Annotated in this window: 14 protein-coding genes; 12 read left to right on the forward strand and 2 right to left on the reverse strand. The window is 65.1% G+C overall.

The features are described from left to right. The first annotated feature begins 30 nt into the window (after positions 1-30). The 9 genes from ACZXDY_RS22240 to ACZXDY_RS22280 all read left to right on the forward strand — a co-directional run bounded on the left by ACZXDY_RS22240 (position 31) and on the right by ACZXDY_RS22280 (position 10,722). Positions 31-1,662, forward strand: coding sequence for an ABC transporter substrate-binding protein (locus ACZXDY_RS22240; protein ID WP_464346996.1), 1,632 nt, complete (start codon positions 31-33; stop codon positions 1,660-1,662). A 206-nt stretch (positions 1,663-1,868) separates the two neighbouring features. Next, positions 1,869-2,822 (forward strand): ABC transporter permease, encoded by a 954-nt coding sequence (locus ACZXDY_RS22245; RefSeq protein ID WP_028167796.1) that lies wholly within the window; start codon positions 1,869-1,871, stop codon positions 2,820-2,822. A gap of 4 nt (positions 2,823-2,826) precedes the next feature. Further along, positions 2,827-3,714: an ABC transporter permease gene (locus ACZXDY_RS22250; protein WP_464346959.1), complete on the forward strand. Its 888-nt coding sequence runs from the start codon at positions 2,827-2,829 to the stop codon at positions 3,712-3,714. A gap of 80 nt (positions 3,715-3,794) precedes the next feature. Further along, a complete protein-coding gene (locus ACZXDY_RS22255; protein WP_464346960.1) occupies positions 3,795-4,853 on the forward strand; it encodes an ABC transporter ATP-binding protein in 1,059 nt (352 codons plus the stop codon). Then, positions 4,850-5,047: a hypothetical protein gene (locus tag ACZXDY_RS22260; RefSeq protein ID WP_464346961.1), complete on the forward strand. Its 198-nt coding sequence runs from the start codon at positions 4,850-4,852 to the stop codon at positions 5,045-5,047. Before ACZXDY_RS22255 ends, ACZXDY_RS22260 begins: the two co-directional genes overlap by 4 nt. Then, positions 5,044-6,456 (forward strand): amidase, encoded by a 1,413-nt coding sequence (locus ACZXDY_RS22265; RefSeq protein WP_464346962.1) that lies wholly within the window; start codon positions 5,044-5,046, stop codon positions 6,454-6,456. Before ACZXDY_RS22260 ends, ACZXDY_RS22265 begins: the two co-directional genes overlap by 4 nt. Continuing rightward, positions 6,453-7,445: an ABC transporter ATP-binding protein gene (locus ACZXDY_RS22270; RefSeq protein WP_464346963.1), complete on the forward strand. Its 993-nt coding sequence runs from the start codon at positions 6,453-6,455 to the stop codon at positions 7,443-7,445. Before ACZXDY_RS22265 ends, ACZXDY_RS22270 begins: the two co-directional genes overlap by 4 nt. A 227-nt stretch (positions 7,446-7,672) precedes the next feature. Then, positions 7,673-9,418, forward strand: a complete 1,746-nt coding sequence (locus ACZXDY_RS22275) for a type I secretion system permease/ATPase (RefSeq protein ID WP_464346964.1) — start codon at positions 7,673-7,675, stop codon at positions 9,416-9,418. Further along, the gene (locus ACZXDY_RS22280) at positions 9,415-10,722 is read left to right on the forward strand and encodes an HlyD family type I secretion periplasmic adaptor subunit (protein WP_464346965.1); all 1,308 of its coding nucleotides are present in this window, start codon (positions 9,415-9,417) and stop codon (positions 10,720-10,722) included. Before ACZXDY_RS22275 ends, ACZXDY_RS22280 begins: the two co-directional genes overlap by 4 nt. A gap of 158 nt (positions 10,723-10,880) precedes the next feature. Here ACZXDY_RS22280 and ACZXDY_RS22285 read toward each other — a convergent pair whose 3' ends face one another. After that, positions 10,881-11,363 carry a CinA family protein gene (locus ACZXDY_RS22285; protein WP_464346966.1) on the reverse strand — a complete coding sequence of 161 codons (483 nt, stop codon included), beginning with the start codon at positions 11,361-11,363 and terminating at the stop codon, positions 10,881-10,883. 158 nt (positions 11,364-11,521) lie between these two features. On the opposite strand from ACZXDY_RS22285, the gene ACZXDY_RS22290 reads away from it, so the two are divergent. The 3 genes from ACZXDY_RS22290 to ACZXDY_RS22300 are packed head-to-tail and all read left to right on the forward strand — an operon-like array spanning position 11,522 to position 14,120. Further along, complete coding sequence (locus ACZXDY_RS22290; RefSeq protein ID WP_464346967.1) at positions 11,522-12,604, forward strand: amidohydrolase family protein; 1,083 nt, start codon at positions 11,522-11,524, stop codon at positions 12,602-12,604. After that, positions 12,601-13,707 carry an amidohydrolase family protein gene (locus tag ACZXDY_RS22295; RefSeq protein ID WP_464346968.1) on the forward strand — a complete coding sequence of 369 codons (1,107 nt, stop codon included), beginning with the start codon at positions 12,601-12,603 and terminating at the stop codon, positions 13,705-13,707. The genes ACZXDY_RS22290 and ACZXDY_RS22295 overlap by 4 nt, the downstream gene beginning before the upstream one ends. Beyond that, positions 13,707-14,120 carry a Rieske (2Fe-2S) protein gene (locus ACZXDY_RS22300; protein WP_028169034.1) on the forward strand — a complete coding sequence of 138 codons (414 nt, stop codon included), beginning with the start codon at positions 13,707-13,709 and terminating at the stop codon, positions 14,118-14,120. Before ACZXDY_RS22295 ends, ACZXDY_RS22300 begins: the two co-directional genes overlap by 1 nt. Positions 14,121-14,315: 195 nt before the next feature. On the opposite strand, the gene tcuC is transcribed toward ACZXDY_RS22300, so the two are convergent. Further along, a complete protein-coding gene (tcuC, locus tag ACZXDY_RS22305) occupies positions 14,316-15,626 on the reverse strand; it encodes a tricarballylate/proton symporter TcuC (RefSeq protein WP_464346969.1) in 1,311 nt (436 codons plus the stop codon). Positions 15,627-15,747 lie beyond the last annotated feature (121 nt).

The raw sequence follows: 15,747 nt of genomic DNA on the forward strand, positions 1-15,747 counted from the left end.
TTTGAAATGCGTACTGAGAAAACCAGAACGATGGCGCTGGCCGCAGCGCTGGCGATTGCGCTGGCGGGCCTGCCGCGCGCGGCCGGCGCCGAAACGGTGCTGCGCATCGGCATGACCGCTGCCGATATTCCGCGCACGCTCGGGCAGCCCGATCAGGGCTTCGAAGGCAACCGCTTCACCGGGCTCACGATGTACGACGCGCTGACGATGTGGGACTTGTCGTCATCAGACAAGGCGAGCGTCGTCATCCCCGGCCTTGCGACCGAGTGGAAGGTCGACGATGCCGACAAGAAGAAGTGGATTTTCAAGCTGCGCCCCGGCGTCACCTTCCATGACGGCTCGCCGTTCAATGCCGATGCCGTTGTCTGGAATGTCGACAAGGTGCTCAAGCAGGATGCACCGCAGTTCGATCCGAGCCAGGTCGGCGTCACCGCCTCGCGCATGCCGACGCTGGCCTCGGCCCGCAAGGTCGACGACATGACGGTCGAACTCACCACCAAGGAGCCGGACAGTTTTCTGCCGATCAACCTGACCAACCTGTTCATGGCGAGCCCGGCAAAGTGGCAGAAGTTCTATGACACCTCAGAAGGCGCCGACGCCAAGGCGAAATCGCAGGCCGCCTGGGCCGCGTTCGCCAAGGACGCCTCCGGGACCGGTCCGTGGAAGATGACGAAATTCACGCCGCGCGAGCGGCTCGAACTCGCTAAGAACGCTGCCTATTGGGACAAGGCGCGCGTTCCGAAGGTCGACAAGATGGTGCTGCTGCCGATGCCGGAAGCCAATGCGCGCACTGCGGCGCTGCTCTCCGGCCAGGTCGACTGGGTCGAGGCGCCGGCGCCGGATGCGCTGCCCGAGATCAAGCAGCGGGGCTTCGTGCTCTACAGCAATGAAGAGCCGCATGTCTGGCCCTGGCAGTTCTCCCGCATCGAGGGCTCGCCGTGGAACGACATTCGCGTCCGCAAGGCCGCCAATCTCTGTGTCGATCGTGAAGGTCTGCGCGACGGCCTGCTTGCCGGGTTGATGGTGCCTGCGACCGGCACCTTCGAGCCGGGCCATCCCTGGCGCGGCAATCCGACCTTCCAGATCAAGTATGACAAGTCTGCCGCGCAGAAGCTGATGCAGGAAGCAGGCTACGGTCCGAACAAGAAGCTGACGGTGAAGATCCAGACCTCTGCTTCAGGTTCTGGCCAGATGCTGCCATTGCCGATGAACGAATACCTGCAGCAGGCGCTCGCCGAATGCTATTTCGACGTACAGCTCGACGTGATCGAATGGAACACGCTGTTCACCAATTGGCGGCGCGGTGCCAAGGACCCGACCGCCAATGGCTCCAACGCCACCAACGTCACCTATGCGGCGATGGACCCGTTCTTCGCGCTGGTGCGCTTCCTGCAATCGTCGATGGCGCCGCCGGTGTCGAACAATTGGGGCTATATCAATAACCCCAAGTTCGATGAACTCGTGACCAAGGCGCGCCAGAGCTTCGATCCCGCCGCGCGCGATGCGGCGCTTGCCGAGCTGCATGCGGCCTCCGTCGATGATGCGGCGTTCCTTTACGTCGCCCACGACGTCGCGCCGCGCGCGATGAGCCCGAAGGTCAAGGGTTTCGTGCAGCCGAAGAGCTGGTTCGTCGATTTCTCGCCGGTCTCGATGACGCAGTGAAGTTGAGAACGTAGTCGCCAATCACCCTCTCCCCTTGTGGGAGAGGGTGGCTTCGCGAACGCGAAGCCGGGTGAGGGGTCTGTCTCCGCGGACACGCCTGTTTCCTTCGATTGCTTCAGTATCCGCGGACAGAACCCCTCATCCGGCGCGCATTGCATGCGCGCCACCTTCTCCCACAAGGGGAGAAGGGAAGAAGCGAGTGACCCGTGTTTACCTATATCGCCAGACGCATCGTCTATGTGATCCCGATCGTCATCAGCGTCGCGCTGGTGTGTTTCCTGCTCGTGCATATCACGCCCGGCGATCCCCTGGTCGCGGTGCTGCCGGCCGACGCCTCGCAGGAGCTGGCGCAGCAATTGCGCACCGCCTATGGCTTCGACCGTCCGTTGCCGGTGCAGTTCGGGCTGTGGCTATGGCGCGCTGTGCACGGTGATCTCGGCAGTTCCATCGCGACCGGCCGGCCCGTGCTGTCGGAAGTGATGCGCGCCGTCGGCAATACCGTGACGCTCGCGATCTTTGCGGCGATGATCGGCTTCACGCTCGGGCTGCTGTTCGGGCTGATCGCCGGCTATTTCCGCGATAGCTGGATCGACAAGCTCGCGACGTCGTTTGCGATCGCCGGCGTCTCGGTGCCGCATTACTGGCTCGGCATGGTGCTGGTGATCATCTTCTCGGTGCAGCTCAACTGGCTGCCCGCGGTCGGCGCTGGTCCTGGCGGCTCCGGTGCGTGGGCGTGGGACTGGGATCATTTGCGCTACCTGATTCTGCCTGCGGTCACGAGCTCGGTGATCCCGATGGGCATCGTCACCCGCACGGTGCGCGCGCTGACCGGTGATATCCTGTCGCAGGATTTCGTCGAGGCCTTGCGCGCCAAGGGCCTGCGCGAGACCAACGTGTTCCGCCACGTCATCAAGAACGCGGCGCCCACCGCCCTCGCGGTGATGGGATTGCAGCTCGGCTACATGCTCGGCGGCTCGATCCTGATCGAGACCGTGTTCTCCTGGCCGGGCTCGGGACTGCTGCTCAACTCCGCGATCTTCCAGCGCGATCTGCCGCTGCTGCAGGGCACGATCCTGGTGCTGGCGCTGTTCTTCGTGCTGCTCAACCTCCTGGTCGACATCGCGCAGGCCGCGATCGACCCGCGGATCAAGCGAGGCTAGCGCGATGAGCACGATCACCGATCTTGCACTGCAAGCTGCGCCCGTAACCAAGGCACGCGGCTATTGGGCCACCGTCGGCCGCCGCATCATGCGCGACAAGGTCAGCATGGCCTGCGCGCTCATTCTGATCCTGATCTTTGCAGCGGCACTGTTCGCGCCATGGCTCGGGCTCGCCGATCCGTACCAGGGCTCGATGATCCGCCGCCTGCGCCATATCGGTACGCCAGGCTATCTGCTCGGCACCGACGAACTCGGCCGCGATATGCTGTCACGTCTCGTCTATGGCGGCCGGCTATCGCTGATCATCGGCATCCTGCCGGTGATCTTGGCCTTCGTGATCGGCACCGGCCTCGGGCTGGTCGCGGGTTACGTCGGCGGCAAGCTCAATACCGCGATCATGCGCACCATCGACGTGTTCTACGCCTTCCCCTCGGTGCTGCTGGCGATCGCGATCTCCGGCGCGCTCGGCGCCGGCATCGTCAACTCCATCGTGTCGCTCACCGTCGTGTTCGTGCCGCAGATCACCCGCGTTGCCGAAAGCGTCACCACCGGCGTGCGCAACATGGATTTCGTCGAGGCCGCGCGCGCCTCCGGTGCCGGTCCGCTCACCATCATGCGCGTGCACATGCTCGGCAATGTGCTGGGCCCGATCTTCGTCTACGCCACCGGCCTGATCTCGGTGTCGATGATCCTCGCCGCCGGCCTGTCCTTCCTCGGCCTCGGCACCAAGCCGCCGGAGCCGGAATGGGGCCTGATGCTGAACACGCTGCGCACCGCGATCTACGTCAATCCGTGGGTCGCGGCGCTGCCGGGCGTGATGATCTTCGCCGTCTCGATCTGCTTCAACCTGCTGAGCGACGGCATGCGCAGCGCCATGGACATCAGGAACTAAAGCGATGAGATCGACTACAGCTATCTCCGCAGCGGTCCCCACCTCTCCCCGGTGGGGAGAGGTGAACCTGGAGGCCCCGCATGAGTAACCCAATCGACATGCTCACCCCGATCGAGGACGTCGGTGGCGCCGCGCAGCCATTGCTTCAGGTGAAAGGCCTGACCAAGCACTTCCCGGTGCGCGGCGAATTGTTCAGCGCGCGCAAGACCGTGCGGGCCGTCGATAACGTTTCCTTCGCAATCGCCAAGGGCGAGACCGTCGGCATTGTCGGCGAGTCCGGTTGCGGCAAGTCGACCACGGCGCGGCTGCTGATGCACCTGATGAAGCGCGATTCCGGCGAGATCATCTATGACGGCATGCAGGTCGGCCGCGCGCTGTCGCTGCGCGAATTGCGCCGGGGCATGCAGATGGTGTTCCAGGACAGCTACGCCTCGCTCAATCCGCGTCTCACCATCGAGGAATCCATCGCCTTCGGTCCGAAGGTGCACGGCATGGCAGATAGCGCCGCCCGCGCGCTGGCGCGCGAGCTGCTCGGCAAGGTGGGTCTGCGGCCGGAAAACTTCGCCAACCGCTATCCGCACGAAATCTCCGGCGGCCAACGCCAGCGCGTCAACATCGCGCGTGCGCTCGCGCTGTCGCCACGGCTCGTGATCCTGGATGAAGCCGTTTCCGCACTCGACAAATCGGTCGAGGCGCAGGTGCTCAACCTGCTCGCGGATTTGAAGCGCGAGTTCGGCCTGACCTATCTCTTCATCAGCCACGACCTCAATGTCGTCCGCTACATCTCCGACCGTGTGCTGGTGATGTATCTCGGCGAAGTCGTCGAGCTCGGCCCGGTCGACAAGGTCTGGGACCAGCCCGCGCATCCCTATACGCGCGCACTGCTGGCTGCGATGCCATCCTCCGATCCGGACAAGCGGACCGAGGTGCCGCCGATCTCGGGCGATCCGCCGAACCCGATCGATCCGCCGCCGGGCTGCCGGTTTCACACCCGCTGCCCGTTTGCAAAGCCGCTCTGCGCAAAAGCCACTCCACAACTGACCACGCTCGATAGTACGGGTCATCAGGCGGCGTGCTACATGGCTATTCCGGGCTCGGGGCACAGCCGCGCACCGGCAAGGGAGGAAGAGGCGGCATGACGAAACCCAGTCCGAAGGAAGCTACGGCGATGGCCGACGTCGCGGGCGTGCCCATCGACGGCGAAGCTGCCGCGCGCATTTCCAATTCGATCAGCCCGGCCTTCGCCGGCTTCGCGCCGGTCGCCGGTACGCTGCCGTTCGATCTCGAGCCCACGAGCTTCCTGCTCGCGCAGACCGCGAAGGTGTCGAAATGAGCAGCGAACTCGCCTTGATGTCGCTGACCGCGGTCGCGAAAGCGATCGCCGACAAGAAAGTCTCCTCGCGCGAGGTGACCCGAGCCTTGCTGCACCGCATCGCGGAGTGGCAGCCCAAGCTCAACGCCTTTATGGCGATCGAATCCGAACAGGCGCTCGCCGCCGCCGATGAAGCGGATGCGGAACTCGCGAAGGGCAAGAGCCGCGGCGTGCTGCACGGCGTGCCGCTCGCGCACAAGGACATGTATTACGAGGCCGGCAAGGTCGTGACCTGCGGCTCGCTGATCCGCCGCGACTTTGTCGCCAAGACCACGGCGACCGCGCTGCAGCGATTGAAGGATGCCGGCACCATCCGGCTCGGCTCGCTGCAGATGGTCGAGTTCGCCTACGGCCCGACCGGCCACAATGTGCATTACGGCCCCGTCCGTAATCCCTGGAACGTAGCTCACATCACCGGCGGCTCCTCCTCCGGCTCCGGCTCGGCGGTCGCAGCAAGGTTGACCTCCGCGGCGCTGGGATCGGACACCGGCGGGTCGGTCCGCATGCCCGCGCATTTCTGCGGCGTCACCGGACTGAAGACGACCGTCGGGCGCGTCAGCCGCGCCGGCGCAATGCCGCTGTCGCAATCGCTCGACACCGTCGGCCCCTTGGCGCAAACGGCTGAGGATTGCGCGCTGCTGCTCGGCCTGATGGCGGGTAGCGACCCCGAGGATCCGACCGCCTCGACCTTGCCGGTGCCGGACTATCTGGAAGCCACCAAGGGCTCGCTGAAAGGCCTCAAGATCGGCGTGCCCACCGCCTTCTATATCGACGATCTCGATTCCGAGGTGGCGCGCATCCTCGACGAGACCATCGCCGTTCTCAAGCGGGAGGGCGCGGAAGTCATGAAGGTCGAGTTGCCCGACCAGCGCCAGCTCAGTTCGGCATCCCAGCTCGTGCTTGCCGCCGAGGCGGCCGCCTTCCACAAGCGCTGGATGATCGAGCGTCCGCAGGATTACGGCGCGCAGGTGTTGATGCGGCTGCAGAACGGGCTCGCAGTTCCCGCCGTCAGCTATCTCGAGGCGATGCGCTGGCGCGGTCCGGCGCTCGCCGCCTATAATGCCGCGGTCGCCGGCGTGGATGCGGTGATCGCGCCGGCAGCGCCGGTGCCTGCGCCCACCATCGCCGAGAGCGATGTCGGCAACGGCCCTGGCGCCGAAGCGGTGATCCAGCGGCTGACGCGCTTCACCCGCCCGGTCAACTATCTCGGCCTGCCGTCGCTGGCGATCCCCTCGGGCTTCACCCGCACGGGGCTCCCGGTCGGCATGCAACTGATCGGCCGCTCCTTCGAGGAAGCCACGCTGCTTCGCATCGGCGCGGCGTTCCAGCGGGCCACCGATTTCCACGCCAAGGTGCCGAAGCTCGCATGACCAGTCTTGTCGAAGTCCGGAATCTCAACATCCGCTTCACCGGCGAACGCACGGTGCACGCCGTCAATGATCTGAGCCTCTCGCTCGGTGAGGGCGAGGTGCTCGGCCTGCTCGGCGAGTCCGGCTCCGGCAAGAGCGTCACGCTGCGGGCGCTGATGCGGCTGTTGCCGAAGAAGCGGACGCAGATTTCGGGCAGCGTCAAGGTGCTGGGACAGGACGTGCTCGGGATGGACGACGAGGCGCTGTCGAATTTTCGCGGCCAGACCGTCTCGATGATCTTCCAGGAGCCGGCGCTTGCGCTTGATCCGGTCTACACCATCGGCCGCCAGATCGCGGAAACCGTGATGCGGCATGAGGGCAAGAGCGAGCGCGAGGCGACGGCGCGTGCGCTCGAGATGCTGGAGGTGGTGCGCATTCCCTCCGCCAAGCGCCGGCTCGACTCCTATCCGCACGAGATGTCCGGCGGCATGCGCCAGCGCGCGATGATCGCGCTCGCGCTCGCCTGCAAGCCGAAGATCCTGCTCGCGGACGAGCCGACCACCGCGCTCGATGCCACCGTGCAGATCCAGATCCTGCTGCTGCTGCGCGAATTGCAGCGCGAATTCGGCATGTCCGTGATCTTCGTGACCCACGACATCGGGGTCGCGATCGAGATCTGCGACCGCGTCGCGGTCATGTATGCCGGGCAGATCGTCGAGCAGGGCAGTCTTCGCGGCATCGTGCGTTCCCCGGTCCACCCCTACGCCAAGGGCCTGTTGGCCTCGACCATCCATGGCGCCAAGCGCGGGGAGCGGCTGGAGACGATTCCGGGCACGCCGCCCTCGCTCGACCGCGCGCCGACCAGTTGCTCCTTCGCGCCGCGCTGCAGCCTGGCCCAGCCGCGCTGCTCCGAGCAGTTGCCGCCCGCCGTACAGGTGGCGCCGGACCGCATCGCGCGCTGCGTGCTCGCCGAAGTCTCTCTCCGTAGCCCGGGTGAAGCGCTAGCGTAACCCGGGGACCACTCGCCAACGCCGACGCAGTTGTCCCGGGTTGCGCGTCCGCTCCACCCGGGCTACGAAGCCGGGCCGTCATTAACCTTCCTGGACGGTTGCGCGGTGCGGAACTGTGCCGAAATTAACGCAACCAGAATGCGCCTGCCGCGACATAAATAGACGCTGGCCACAAACATCGGTAAAACGTGGTCAATACTTGACCCTTTTTGCAGAGATAAGCATTCATGGCAGCCGCTCCCGGCGTCCGGCGTTCCGAACTCGGCGATGCGCTGCGCGCGTGCCGCGCCGCCTTCATCGGCGTCGGCCTGATGAGCTGCGTGATCAACGTCCTCTATCTGACCGGCTCGATCTTCATGCTGGAGGTCTACGACCGCGTGCTGCCGAGCCGGAGCGTGCCGACCCTGGTCGGCCTGGTCGTGCTCGCTGCCGGGCTTTACATCGCGCAGGGGATGCTTGATCTGCTGCGCGGACGGATCCTGGGGCGGATCGGCACCTCGCTGGACGAGGCGATCAACGCGCGTGTGTTCGACACCATCGTGCGCCTGCCGCTGCTGATGGGCAATCGCACCGAAGGCCTGCAGCCATTGCGCGATCTCGACAATGTCAGATCGTTTCTCGGCAGCCAGGGGCCGGGCGCGTTCTTCGACCTGCCGTGGCTGCCGCTCTATATGGCGATCTGCTTCGCCTTCCACTGGCTGCTCGGCGTCACCGCGCTGGTCGGCGCGATCATCCTGATCACGCTGACGCTGGTCACCGAATTCATGTCGCGCAGACCTGCCAAGGAGGCGATGACGCTCGCCGCCCGTCGCAATGATCTCGCCGCGGCGAGCCGCCGCAATGCCGAAGTGCTGGTTGCGATGGGCATGTCCGGCCGGCTGCAGCGGCGCTGGAGCGAGGCCAATGAGAATTATCTCGCGGGCAACCAGCGCGCGAGCGACGTCGCCGGCGGCCTCGGCGCGGTCGCCAAGGTATTGCGCATGATGCTGCAGTCCGCGGTGCTCGCGGTCGGCGCTTATCTCGTCATCTTCCAGGAGGCGACCGGGGGCATCATCATCGCGGGTTCCATCCTCAGCGCCCGCGCGCTGGCGCCGATCGATCTCGCGATCGCGCATTGGAAGGCGTTTGTCGCCGCGCGGCAGAGCTGGCAACGGCTCAGCCGCCTGCTGCAGCAGATGCCGCCGGCCGGCACTCAGACCTTGCTGCAGGCGCCGACCAAACGGCTGTCGGTCGAGGCCGTCTCGCTTGCGGCACCGGGCGACCAGCGGGTGATCGTGGCCGAAGTGGCGTTCGCGCTCGAAGCCGGCAGTGGCGTCGGCATCATCGGTCCCAGCGGCTCAGGCAAGTCATCGCTGGTGCGCGCGCTGGTCGGCGTCTGGATGCCGTTTCGCGGCAAGGTGCGGCTCGATGGCGCCGCGCTCGACCAATGGTCGCCGGACGTGCTGGGCCGCTACGTCGGCTATCTGCCGCAGGACGTCGAACTGTTCGCGGGCACGGTGGCGCAGAACATCTGTCGCTTCGATTCCGAGGCGAAGTCGGACGACATCATCGCCGCCGCCAAGGAGGCCGGCGTGCACGAGATGATCATCAAGATGCGCGAGGGCTACGACACGCAAGTCGGCGAGCACGGCACGGCGCTGTCGGCCGGCCAGGCGCAGCGGATCGCGCTGGCGCGCGCGCTCTATGGCGATCCGTTCCTGATCGTGCTGGACGAGCCGAACTCCAATCTCGATAGCGAAGGCGACGAGGCGCTGACGCGGGCGGTGCGCTCGGCGCGCGAGCGCGGCGCCATTGTGGTGGTGGTGGCGCACCGGCCGATCGGGATCGAAGGTGTCGACCAGATCCTGGTGCTGAAGGAAGGCCGCATGCAGGCCTTTGGCCCGAAGGAAACCGTGCTGGCGCAGGTGCTGCAGCCGCGCGTCGCGCCGGCGCCGCCGATCAAGATCGTCTCCGAGGCGGGAGGCAAATCATGAGCGAAGAATTGCGCGGGGCGCGACGCTCGATCCGGCTGCATCTGATCGTGGGCCTCGTCGTCGTGCTGGTGGTGGCGGGCGGCTTCGGCGGCTGGGCCTCTACCGTGCCGATCTCGGGTGCCTTGATTGCGCCGGGTTCGGTTGTGGTCGATTCCAACGTCAAGAAGGTGCAGCACCCGACCGGCGGCGTGGTCGGCGAAGTCCGCGTGCGCGACGGCGATCTCGTCAAGACCGGCGATATCGTGGTGCGGCTGGACGAGACGGTGGTGAAAGCCAGTCTTGCGATCGTGGTCAAGACGCTCAACGGGCTCTATGCGCGCGCGGCGCGTCTGGAGGCCGAGCAACAGGGCCGCGACAAGATCGCCTTTCCGAAAGCCCTGGCCGACCGCGCCGAGGATCCCGACGTCCGCGAAGTCCTGGCGAGCGAAACCAAGCTGTTCGAGGTCCGCGTCAACGGCCGCATCGGCCAGAAGGCGCAACTGCGCGAGCGCGTCACCCAGCTCAACGAGGAGATCGAGGGTCTGAAGGCGCAGGAGGCTGCCAAGGACAAGGAGATCGAGCTGGTGCAGAAGGAGCTGGTCGGCGTCCGGCAGCTGTTTGACCAGCATCTCGTGCAGCTCACGCGGCTGACCACGCTCGAGCGCGACGCCGCGCGGCTTGCCGGCGAGCGTGCGCAATACATCGCTGCCCGCGCGCAGGCCAAGGGCAAGATCACCGAGACCGAGCTGCAGATCATCCAGGTCGACAAGGACATGCTGGCCGAGGTCTCCAAGGATCTGCGCGAGACCAACGACAAGATCGGCGAATTCGTGGAGCGCAAGGTGACCGCCGAAGACCAGCTCCGCCGCATCGATATCCGCGCACCGCAGGACGGCATGGTGCTGCAGTCGACGGTGCACACCGTCGGCGGCGTGATCACCGCGGGCGATGCCATCATGATGATCGTGCCGCAGGCTGATGCTCTCTCGGCGGAGGCCAAGGTCAATCCGCAGGATATCGACAAGCTGCAGATCGGCCAGAAGACGCTTCTGCGCCTGTCGGCCTTCAATCAGCGCACTACGCCGGAGATCAGCGGCGTCGTCACCCGCGTTTCGGCCGACGTCACCACCGACCAGCGCACGGGGCAGAGCTTCTACACCATCCGCGTCTCGATGCCGTCGGACGAGATCAAGCGCCTCGGCGACGTCAAGATCATCCCTGGCATGCCGGTCGAAGCTTTTGTTCAGACCGGAGACCGCACCATGCTGTCTTATCTGATGAAGCCCCTGAGCGACCAGTTCATGCGCTCATTCCGGGAGAAGTAATAGTTGCGCAGCGGGACCTCATCCTTAGACGCCGCTTGCGCGGCTCCTCAGGATGAGGGGATGGTCCTGAAGGATGGGACAGGCCTGACCCTCATGGTGAGGAGCCGCGAAGCGGCGTCTCGAACCACGAGGCCACCGGCGCGGCCACACACGCCCCGTTACCGCGACAAATTCTCCAACAGCAAACTCAGCGCCGCCTTCGCAAACGCCTGCATGTTGGCTTGCCGGTCGCCGCTCGCGGTCTCGATCGTGATCACCGTCTCCACAGGTCCCGCCACCGCCATGCAGCTATGGCCTGCCGCGTCGCCATAGCGGTTGCCGGCTGGTCCCGCTGCGCCGGTTTCAGACAGGCCCCAGTCAGTCGCAAGGCGCGCGCGGATCTGGCTCGCGAGCAATTTCGCGTAAGGTTCCGATGCGGAGCGGATGCCCTTCATCGTCTCGTTCGGAATGTCCATCAGCACGCGCCGTGCATCGCGGGTGTAGATCACGCCGCCGCCGATGAAATAGGCGGAAGCGCCGGGCACGGCGAGCAGCGCCGCTGAGATCAGGCCGCCGGCCGAGGATTCCGCCACTGCAATCGTCTGCTTCCGCTCGATCAGCCTCGCTGCAATCTTTTCTGCAATGGACACCAGCTCCTTCATCGGCCGCCTCTCTTGTTGTTTGCCATGAAAATTCTCCGGGGCGTCCTGACTTCCTAGCACACCAGTTTGGCTCCTGCCGAGTTGCGGGCCAAGGGCAGGCCTGCTTGAATGCAGAGCAATGAACGGGCGCGGCGCACGCGCTTACACGAGGAAACGTCATGACGTCGCCGATCGCGGGTGGCGTGGATTGCGATCTGCATCCCGCCGTGCCTCATCTGACCAGCCTGTTGCCGTACATGAACGACTACTGGCGCGACCAGGTGACGACGCGCGGCATGACCGATCTGCTGTCGCAATCCTATCCGGTCAATTCGCCGATCTCGGCGCGGCCGGATTGGCGGCCGGCGCAGGGCAGGCCGGGCTCCGATCTCGCCAACATGCAGCGCCAGGCGCTCGACAAATTCGCTGTCGCCTATGGCATCTGCAATCCGCTCTATGGCGTGCAGATGGTGTTCAGCGAGGACATGGCTGATGCCTTCTGCCGCGCGCTGAACGATTGGCTCGCCAGGGAATGGCTCGACAAGGACGATCGGCTGCGCGGCTCGATCGTGATCCCCGTGCAAAGCATCGAGAAATCCGTGAAGGAGATCGAGCGCTGCGCGCAAGATCCGCGCTTCGTCCAGGTGCTGATGCTGGTCATGGGGGACATGCCGCTCGGCAAGCGGCACTACTGGCCGATCTATGCCGCGGCGGAGCGGTTGGGCCTGCCGATCGGCGTGCATGCCGGCAGCGCCTATCACAACCCGCCGACCTCGGTCGGCTGGGGCTCGTATCACATCGAGGACTATGTCGCGCAGGCGCAGGCGTTCCAGACGCAACTCACCAGCCTGATCATCGAGGGCGTGTTCGCCCGCCACCCGAATTTGAGAATGGTGATGCTGGAAAGCGGCTTCACCTGGTTGCCGCCCTATCTCTGGCGCTTGCACAAGTTCTGGCGCGGCGTCCGCATGGAGACGCCGTGGGTCGACCGCGCGCCATTGGAGATTGTGCGCAGCAACATCCGCTTCTCGCTGCAGCCGGTCGACGCACCGCCGGACGGCGAGACGCTGAACCGCCTGTTCGATCATATGCAGTCGGACGAATTGCTCCTATTCTCGACTGACTATCCGCACTGGCAATTCGACGGCGACGAGGCGCTGCCGAAAGGGATTTCGCCCGACCTGGTCCGTAAGGTCACGATCGACAATCCGCTCGCAACCTACACGCGCTTGAAGCAATCGGTGAAAGAGGTGGCGCCATGAATATCCAGATTCGTGAACGTCCGGAGGCTGGCTCTGCCGGCATCAAGACCGCGATCGCCGATTGCGACATCCATCCGGCGCGCGTCACCCAGACCGAGCTCTATCCATTTCTCGCCAAGCGCTGGCACGCACATCTCGAAACCTTCGGCGTCCACGCCTATCAGGGCATGATGGGTGGTCCGCCCTATCCCAAGGCGCAGCCGAATGCGTCGCGTCGCGACGCCTATCCGCCGGAGGGCGGTCCACAGGGCTCTTCGCTTTCCTTCATGCAGCAACAGCATCTTGATCCGAACAATGTTGTGCTCGGCGTGCTCAATCCGCTCAACACCGGGCAGGGCATCCGCAATCAGGATCTGGCGGCGGCGATCTGTTCCGCGATCAACGACTGGCAAATCGAGAAATGGACCAGCAAGGACCAGCGCCTCAAGGGCTCAGTCGTCGTTGCCAATGAGGACGGGCAGGCTGCGGCCGCGGAGATCCGCAAGCGCGCAGGGGACAAGAACTTCGTGCAGGTGCTGCTGCTCAGCCGCAATGTCGAGCCGCTCGGCCAGCGCCGCTATTGGCCGATCTATGAGGCGGCGGAGGAAGCCGGGCTTCCGGTCGGCGTGCACGCCTTCGGCTTCGGCGGCAATCCGATCACTGCCTCGGGCTGGCCGAGCTTCTACATCGAGGAGATGGTCGGCCATTCGCAGTGCCAGCAGACCGCGCTGGCGAGCCTCGTGCTGGAAGGCGTGTTCGAGCGCTTTCCGAAACTGAAGATGGTGATGGTCGAGGCCGGCTTCGGCTGGGCGCCGTCGCTGGCCTGGCGGCTCGACAAGGTGTTCGAGCGCCTGCATGCCGAGGTGCCGCATCTGAGGCGCAAGCCGTCGGACTATATCCGCGACCACATCTGGTGGACCACGCAGCCGATGGAGGATCCGGAGCGGCGCGAGCATCTGTTCCAGACCATCGAATGGATCGGCTGGGACAGGCTGTTGTTCGCGACCGATTATCCGCATTGGGACTATGACGAGCCCTCGCGCGTGCTGCCGGCCGGCGTCAGCGACGCCAACAAGCAGGCGTTCTATCTCGACAATGCGCGCAAGCTGTACGGACTTTCTTGATGGCGAGGCATGTGGTTGCCCCGGTGAACGAACTGCCGCCGGGCACGAGGAAGTTCCTGGAGATCGACGGCCGGCCCATCGCGGTCTTCAACGTCAAGGGCGAGTTCTTCGGCCTTCTGAACCGCTGCCCGCATCAGGGTGCCTCGCTGTGCGAGGGACCGCTGATCGGGCTCGCGCAATCGTCCGATCCCGGCGAGATCGAATACACGAAGCTCGGCGAGATCATCCGCTGTCCCTGGCACGGCTGGGAATTCGACATCCGCACCGGCCAGTCCTACTGCGACCCCAAGCGCTTCCGGGCGCGGGCCTATCCGGTCAAGGTCGAGCCGGGCACGAACGTGGTGAAGGGCCCGTACGTCGCGGAGACGATCGCAGTCTCGGTGGAAAGCGACTACGTCGTCGTGGATTTGTAACTTCCCGTCATTGCGAGCGAAGCGAAGCAATCCATCTCACCACGTGTGGAGAGATGGATTGCTTCGTCGCTGTCGCTCCTCGCAATAACGATGATGGAGCCGTAGGGTGGGCAAAGCGAAGCGTGCCCACCATTTCATGCTGTGCTCGCGATGGTGGGCACGCTGCGCTTTGCCCACCCTACGAGGCCGGCACCATCAGGCGGCGACCGCTTCGCGCGTCTCGACTTTCTCGCCGCGGCGATAGACCGTCAAGGTCGCGATGATGCCGAGCGCTGCCGCGAACATCAGCCAGAAGCCCGGCGAAGCCTTGTCGCCGGTGTGGTCGATCAGCCAGGTCGAGGCAAACGGCGTAAAGGTGCCGAACAGCGCCGCCGCCAGTGCAAAAGCCAGCGAGAAGCAGGTGGTACGCACATGTGACGGCACGATCTCGACCAGGCAGCCGAGCATGGTGCCGCTGTAGACGCCGAAATAGAACGAGAACATCATCTCGACCGCCAGCATCTTGCCGAAGCTGGGCGCGGCCACCAGCCAGTACAGCGCCGGATAGGCGGTTACCAAGGAAAGCCCGGCGATCGTCAGCAGCACCGGCTTGCGGCCGAGCCGATCGGAGACCGCGCCGCCGACCGGGTTCCAGATGAAGTTGGTCACCGCCACCAGCAGCGTGACCAGCAGCGCGTCCTGCGTCGACAGTTTCAGCACGTTCTTGCCGAAGGTCGGCGTGTAGACGGTGACGAAATAGAAGGTCGTGGTGGTCAGGATCGCGATCATCATGCCGAGGATCACGATGCGCCAGTTCGCGAGCGCCGACGCGAACACCTCGGATGCGGTCGGATGCCGCTTCATGGCGAGGAATGCCGGCGTTTCCTCCAGCGTCCGCCGCAGCACGAAGATGAAGGGGATGATCAGGCAGCCGATGAAGAACGGAATGCGCCAGCCCCAGGCTGCCACCGTCGCCGGCGGGATTATCTCGCTCAGGACATAGCCGACGATCGCGGCGACGAAGATCGCAACCTGCTGGCTCGCCGACTGGAATGAGGTGTAGAAGCCGCGGTTGCCGGGAGTAGCGATCTCCGACAGATAGACCGAGACGCCGCCGAGCTCGACGCCCGCGGAAAAGCCCTGCAGCAAGCGGCCGATCAGCACGATGACCGGCGCGGCAATGCCGATCGTCGCATAGGTCGGGCAGATCGCGATCACCACTGTGCCCACAGCCATGATCGCGAGCGTGACGATCAAGCCCTTGCGGCGTCCGATGCGGTCGATATAGGCCCCCAGCACGATCGCGCCGACCGGGCGCATCAGCGCGCCGAGCCAGAACACGCCGAACGTGTTGAGCAGCGAGGCGGTCTCGTTGTCGGACGGGAAGAACGCCTTGCCGATCGCGCTCGCATAGAAGCCGAACAGGAAGAAATCGAACTGCTCGAGGAAATTACCGCTGGTCGCGCGCAGGATGGCGCCGATGCGCGATTTGATCTGCGGTATCTCTGCCGTGCTCGTTGGCGCCATGCGCGTTTTCTCCCCGTGCTGCGACGAAAAGCCTCGTCTGCGCGGCAATTTGGCACAGCTATGCGGCGCGACCAACCCGCAAACGCGTCGGTCACCCGGAAATCTGCAGGTTTTTCAGGTG

Source organism: Bradyrhizobium sp. LeoB3, from assembly GCF_055456055.1.

Excerpts from the sequence above, each read along its gene's own strand:
- ACZXDY_RS22265 (WP_464346962.1), top strand. The coding sequence starts at position 5,044 with ATGAGCAGCGAACTCGCCTTGATGTCGCTGACCGCGGTCGCGAAAGCG.
- ACZXDY_RS22250 (WP_464346959.1), top strand. The coding sequence starts at position 2,827 with ATGAGCACGATCACCGATCTTGCACTGCAAGCTGCGCCCGTAACCAAG.
- ACZXDY_RS22270 (WP_464346963.1), top strand. The coding sequence starts at position 6,453 with ATGACCAGTCTTGTCGAAGTCCGGAATCTCAACATCCGCTTCACCGGC.
- ACZXDY_RS22240 (WP_464346996.1), top strand. The coding sequence starts at position 31 with ATGGCGCTGGCCGCAGCGCTGGCGATTGCGCTGGCGGGCCTGCCGCGC.
- ACZXDY_RS22295 (WP_464346968.1), top strand. The coding sequence starts at position 12,601 with ATGAATATCCAGATTCGTGAACGTCCGGAGGCTGGCTCTGCCGGCATC.
- ACZXDY_RS22285 (WP_464346966.1), bottom strand. The coding sequence starts at position 11,363 with ATGAAGGAGCTGGTGTCCATTGCAGAAAAGATTGCAGCGAGGCTGATC.
- ACZXDY_RS22275 (WP_464346964.1), top strand. The coding sequence starts at position 7,673 with ATGGCAGCCGCTCCCGGCGTCCGGCGTTCCGAACTCGGCGATGCGCTG.
- ACZXDY_RS22300 (WP_028169034.1), top strand. The coding sequence starts at position 13,707 with ATGGCGAGGCATGTGGTTGCCCCGGTGAACGAACTGCCGCCGGGCACG.
- tcuC (WP_464346969.1), bottom strand. The coding sequence starts at position 15,626 with ATGGCGCCAACGAGCACGGCAGAGATACCGCAGATCAAATCGCGCATC.
- ACZXDY_RS22255 (WP_464346960.1), top strand. The coding sequence starts at position 3,795 with ATGAGTAACCCAATCGACATGCTCACCCCGATCGAGGACGTCGGTGGC.
- ACZXDY_RS22260 (WP_464346961.1), top strand. The coding sequence starts at position 4,850 with ATGACGAAACCCAGTCCGAAGGAAGCTACGGCGATGGCCGACGTCGCG.
- ACZXDY_RS22280 (WP_464346965.1), top strand. The coding sequence starts at position 9,415 with ATGAGCGAAGAATTGCGCGGGGCGCGACGCTCGATCCGGCTGCATCTG.
- ACZXDY_RS22290 (WP_464346967.1), top strand. The coding sequence starts at position 11,522 with ATGACGTCGCCGATCGCGGGTGGCGTGGATTGCGATCTGCATCCCGCC.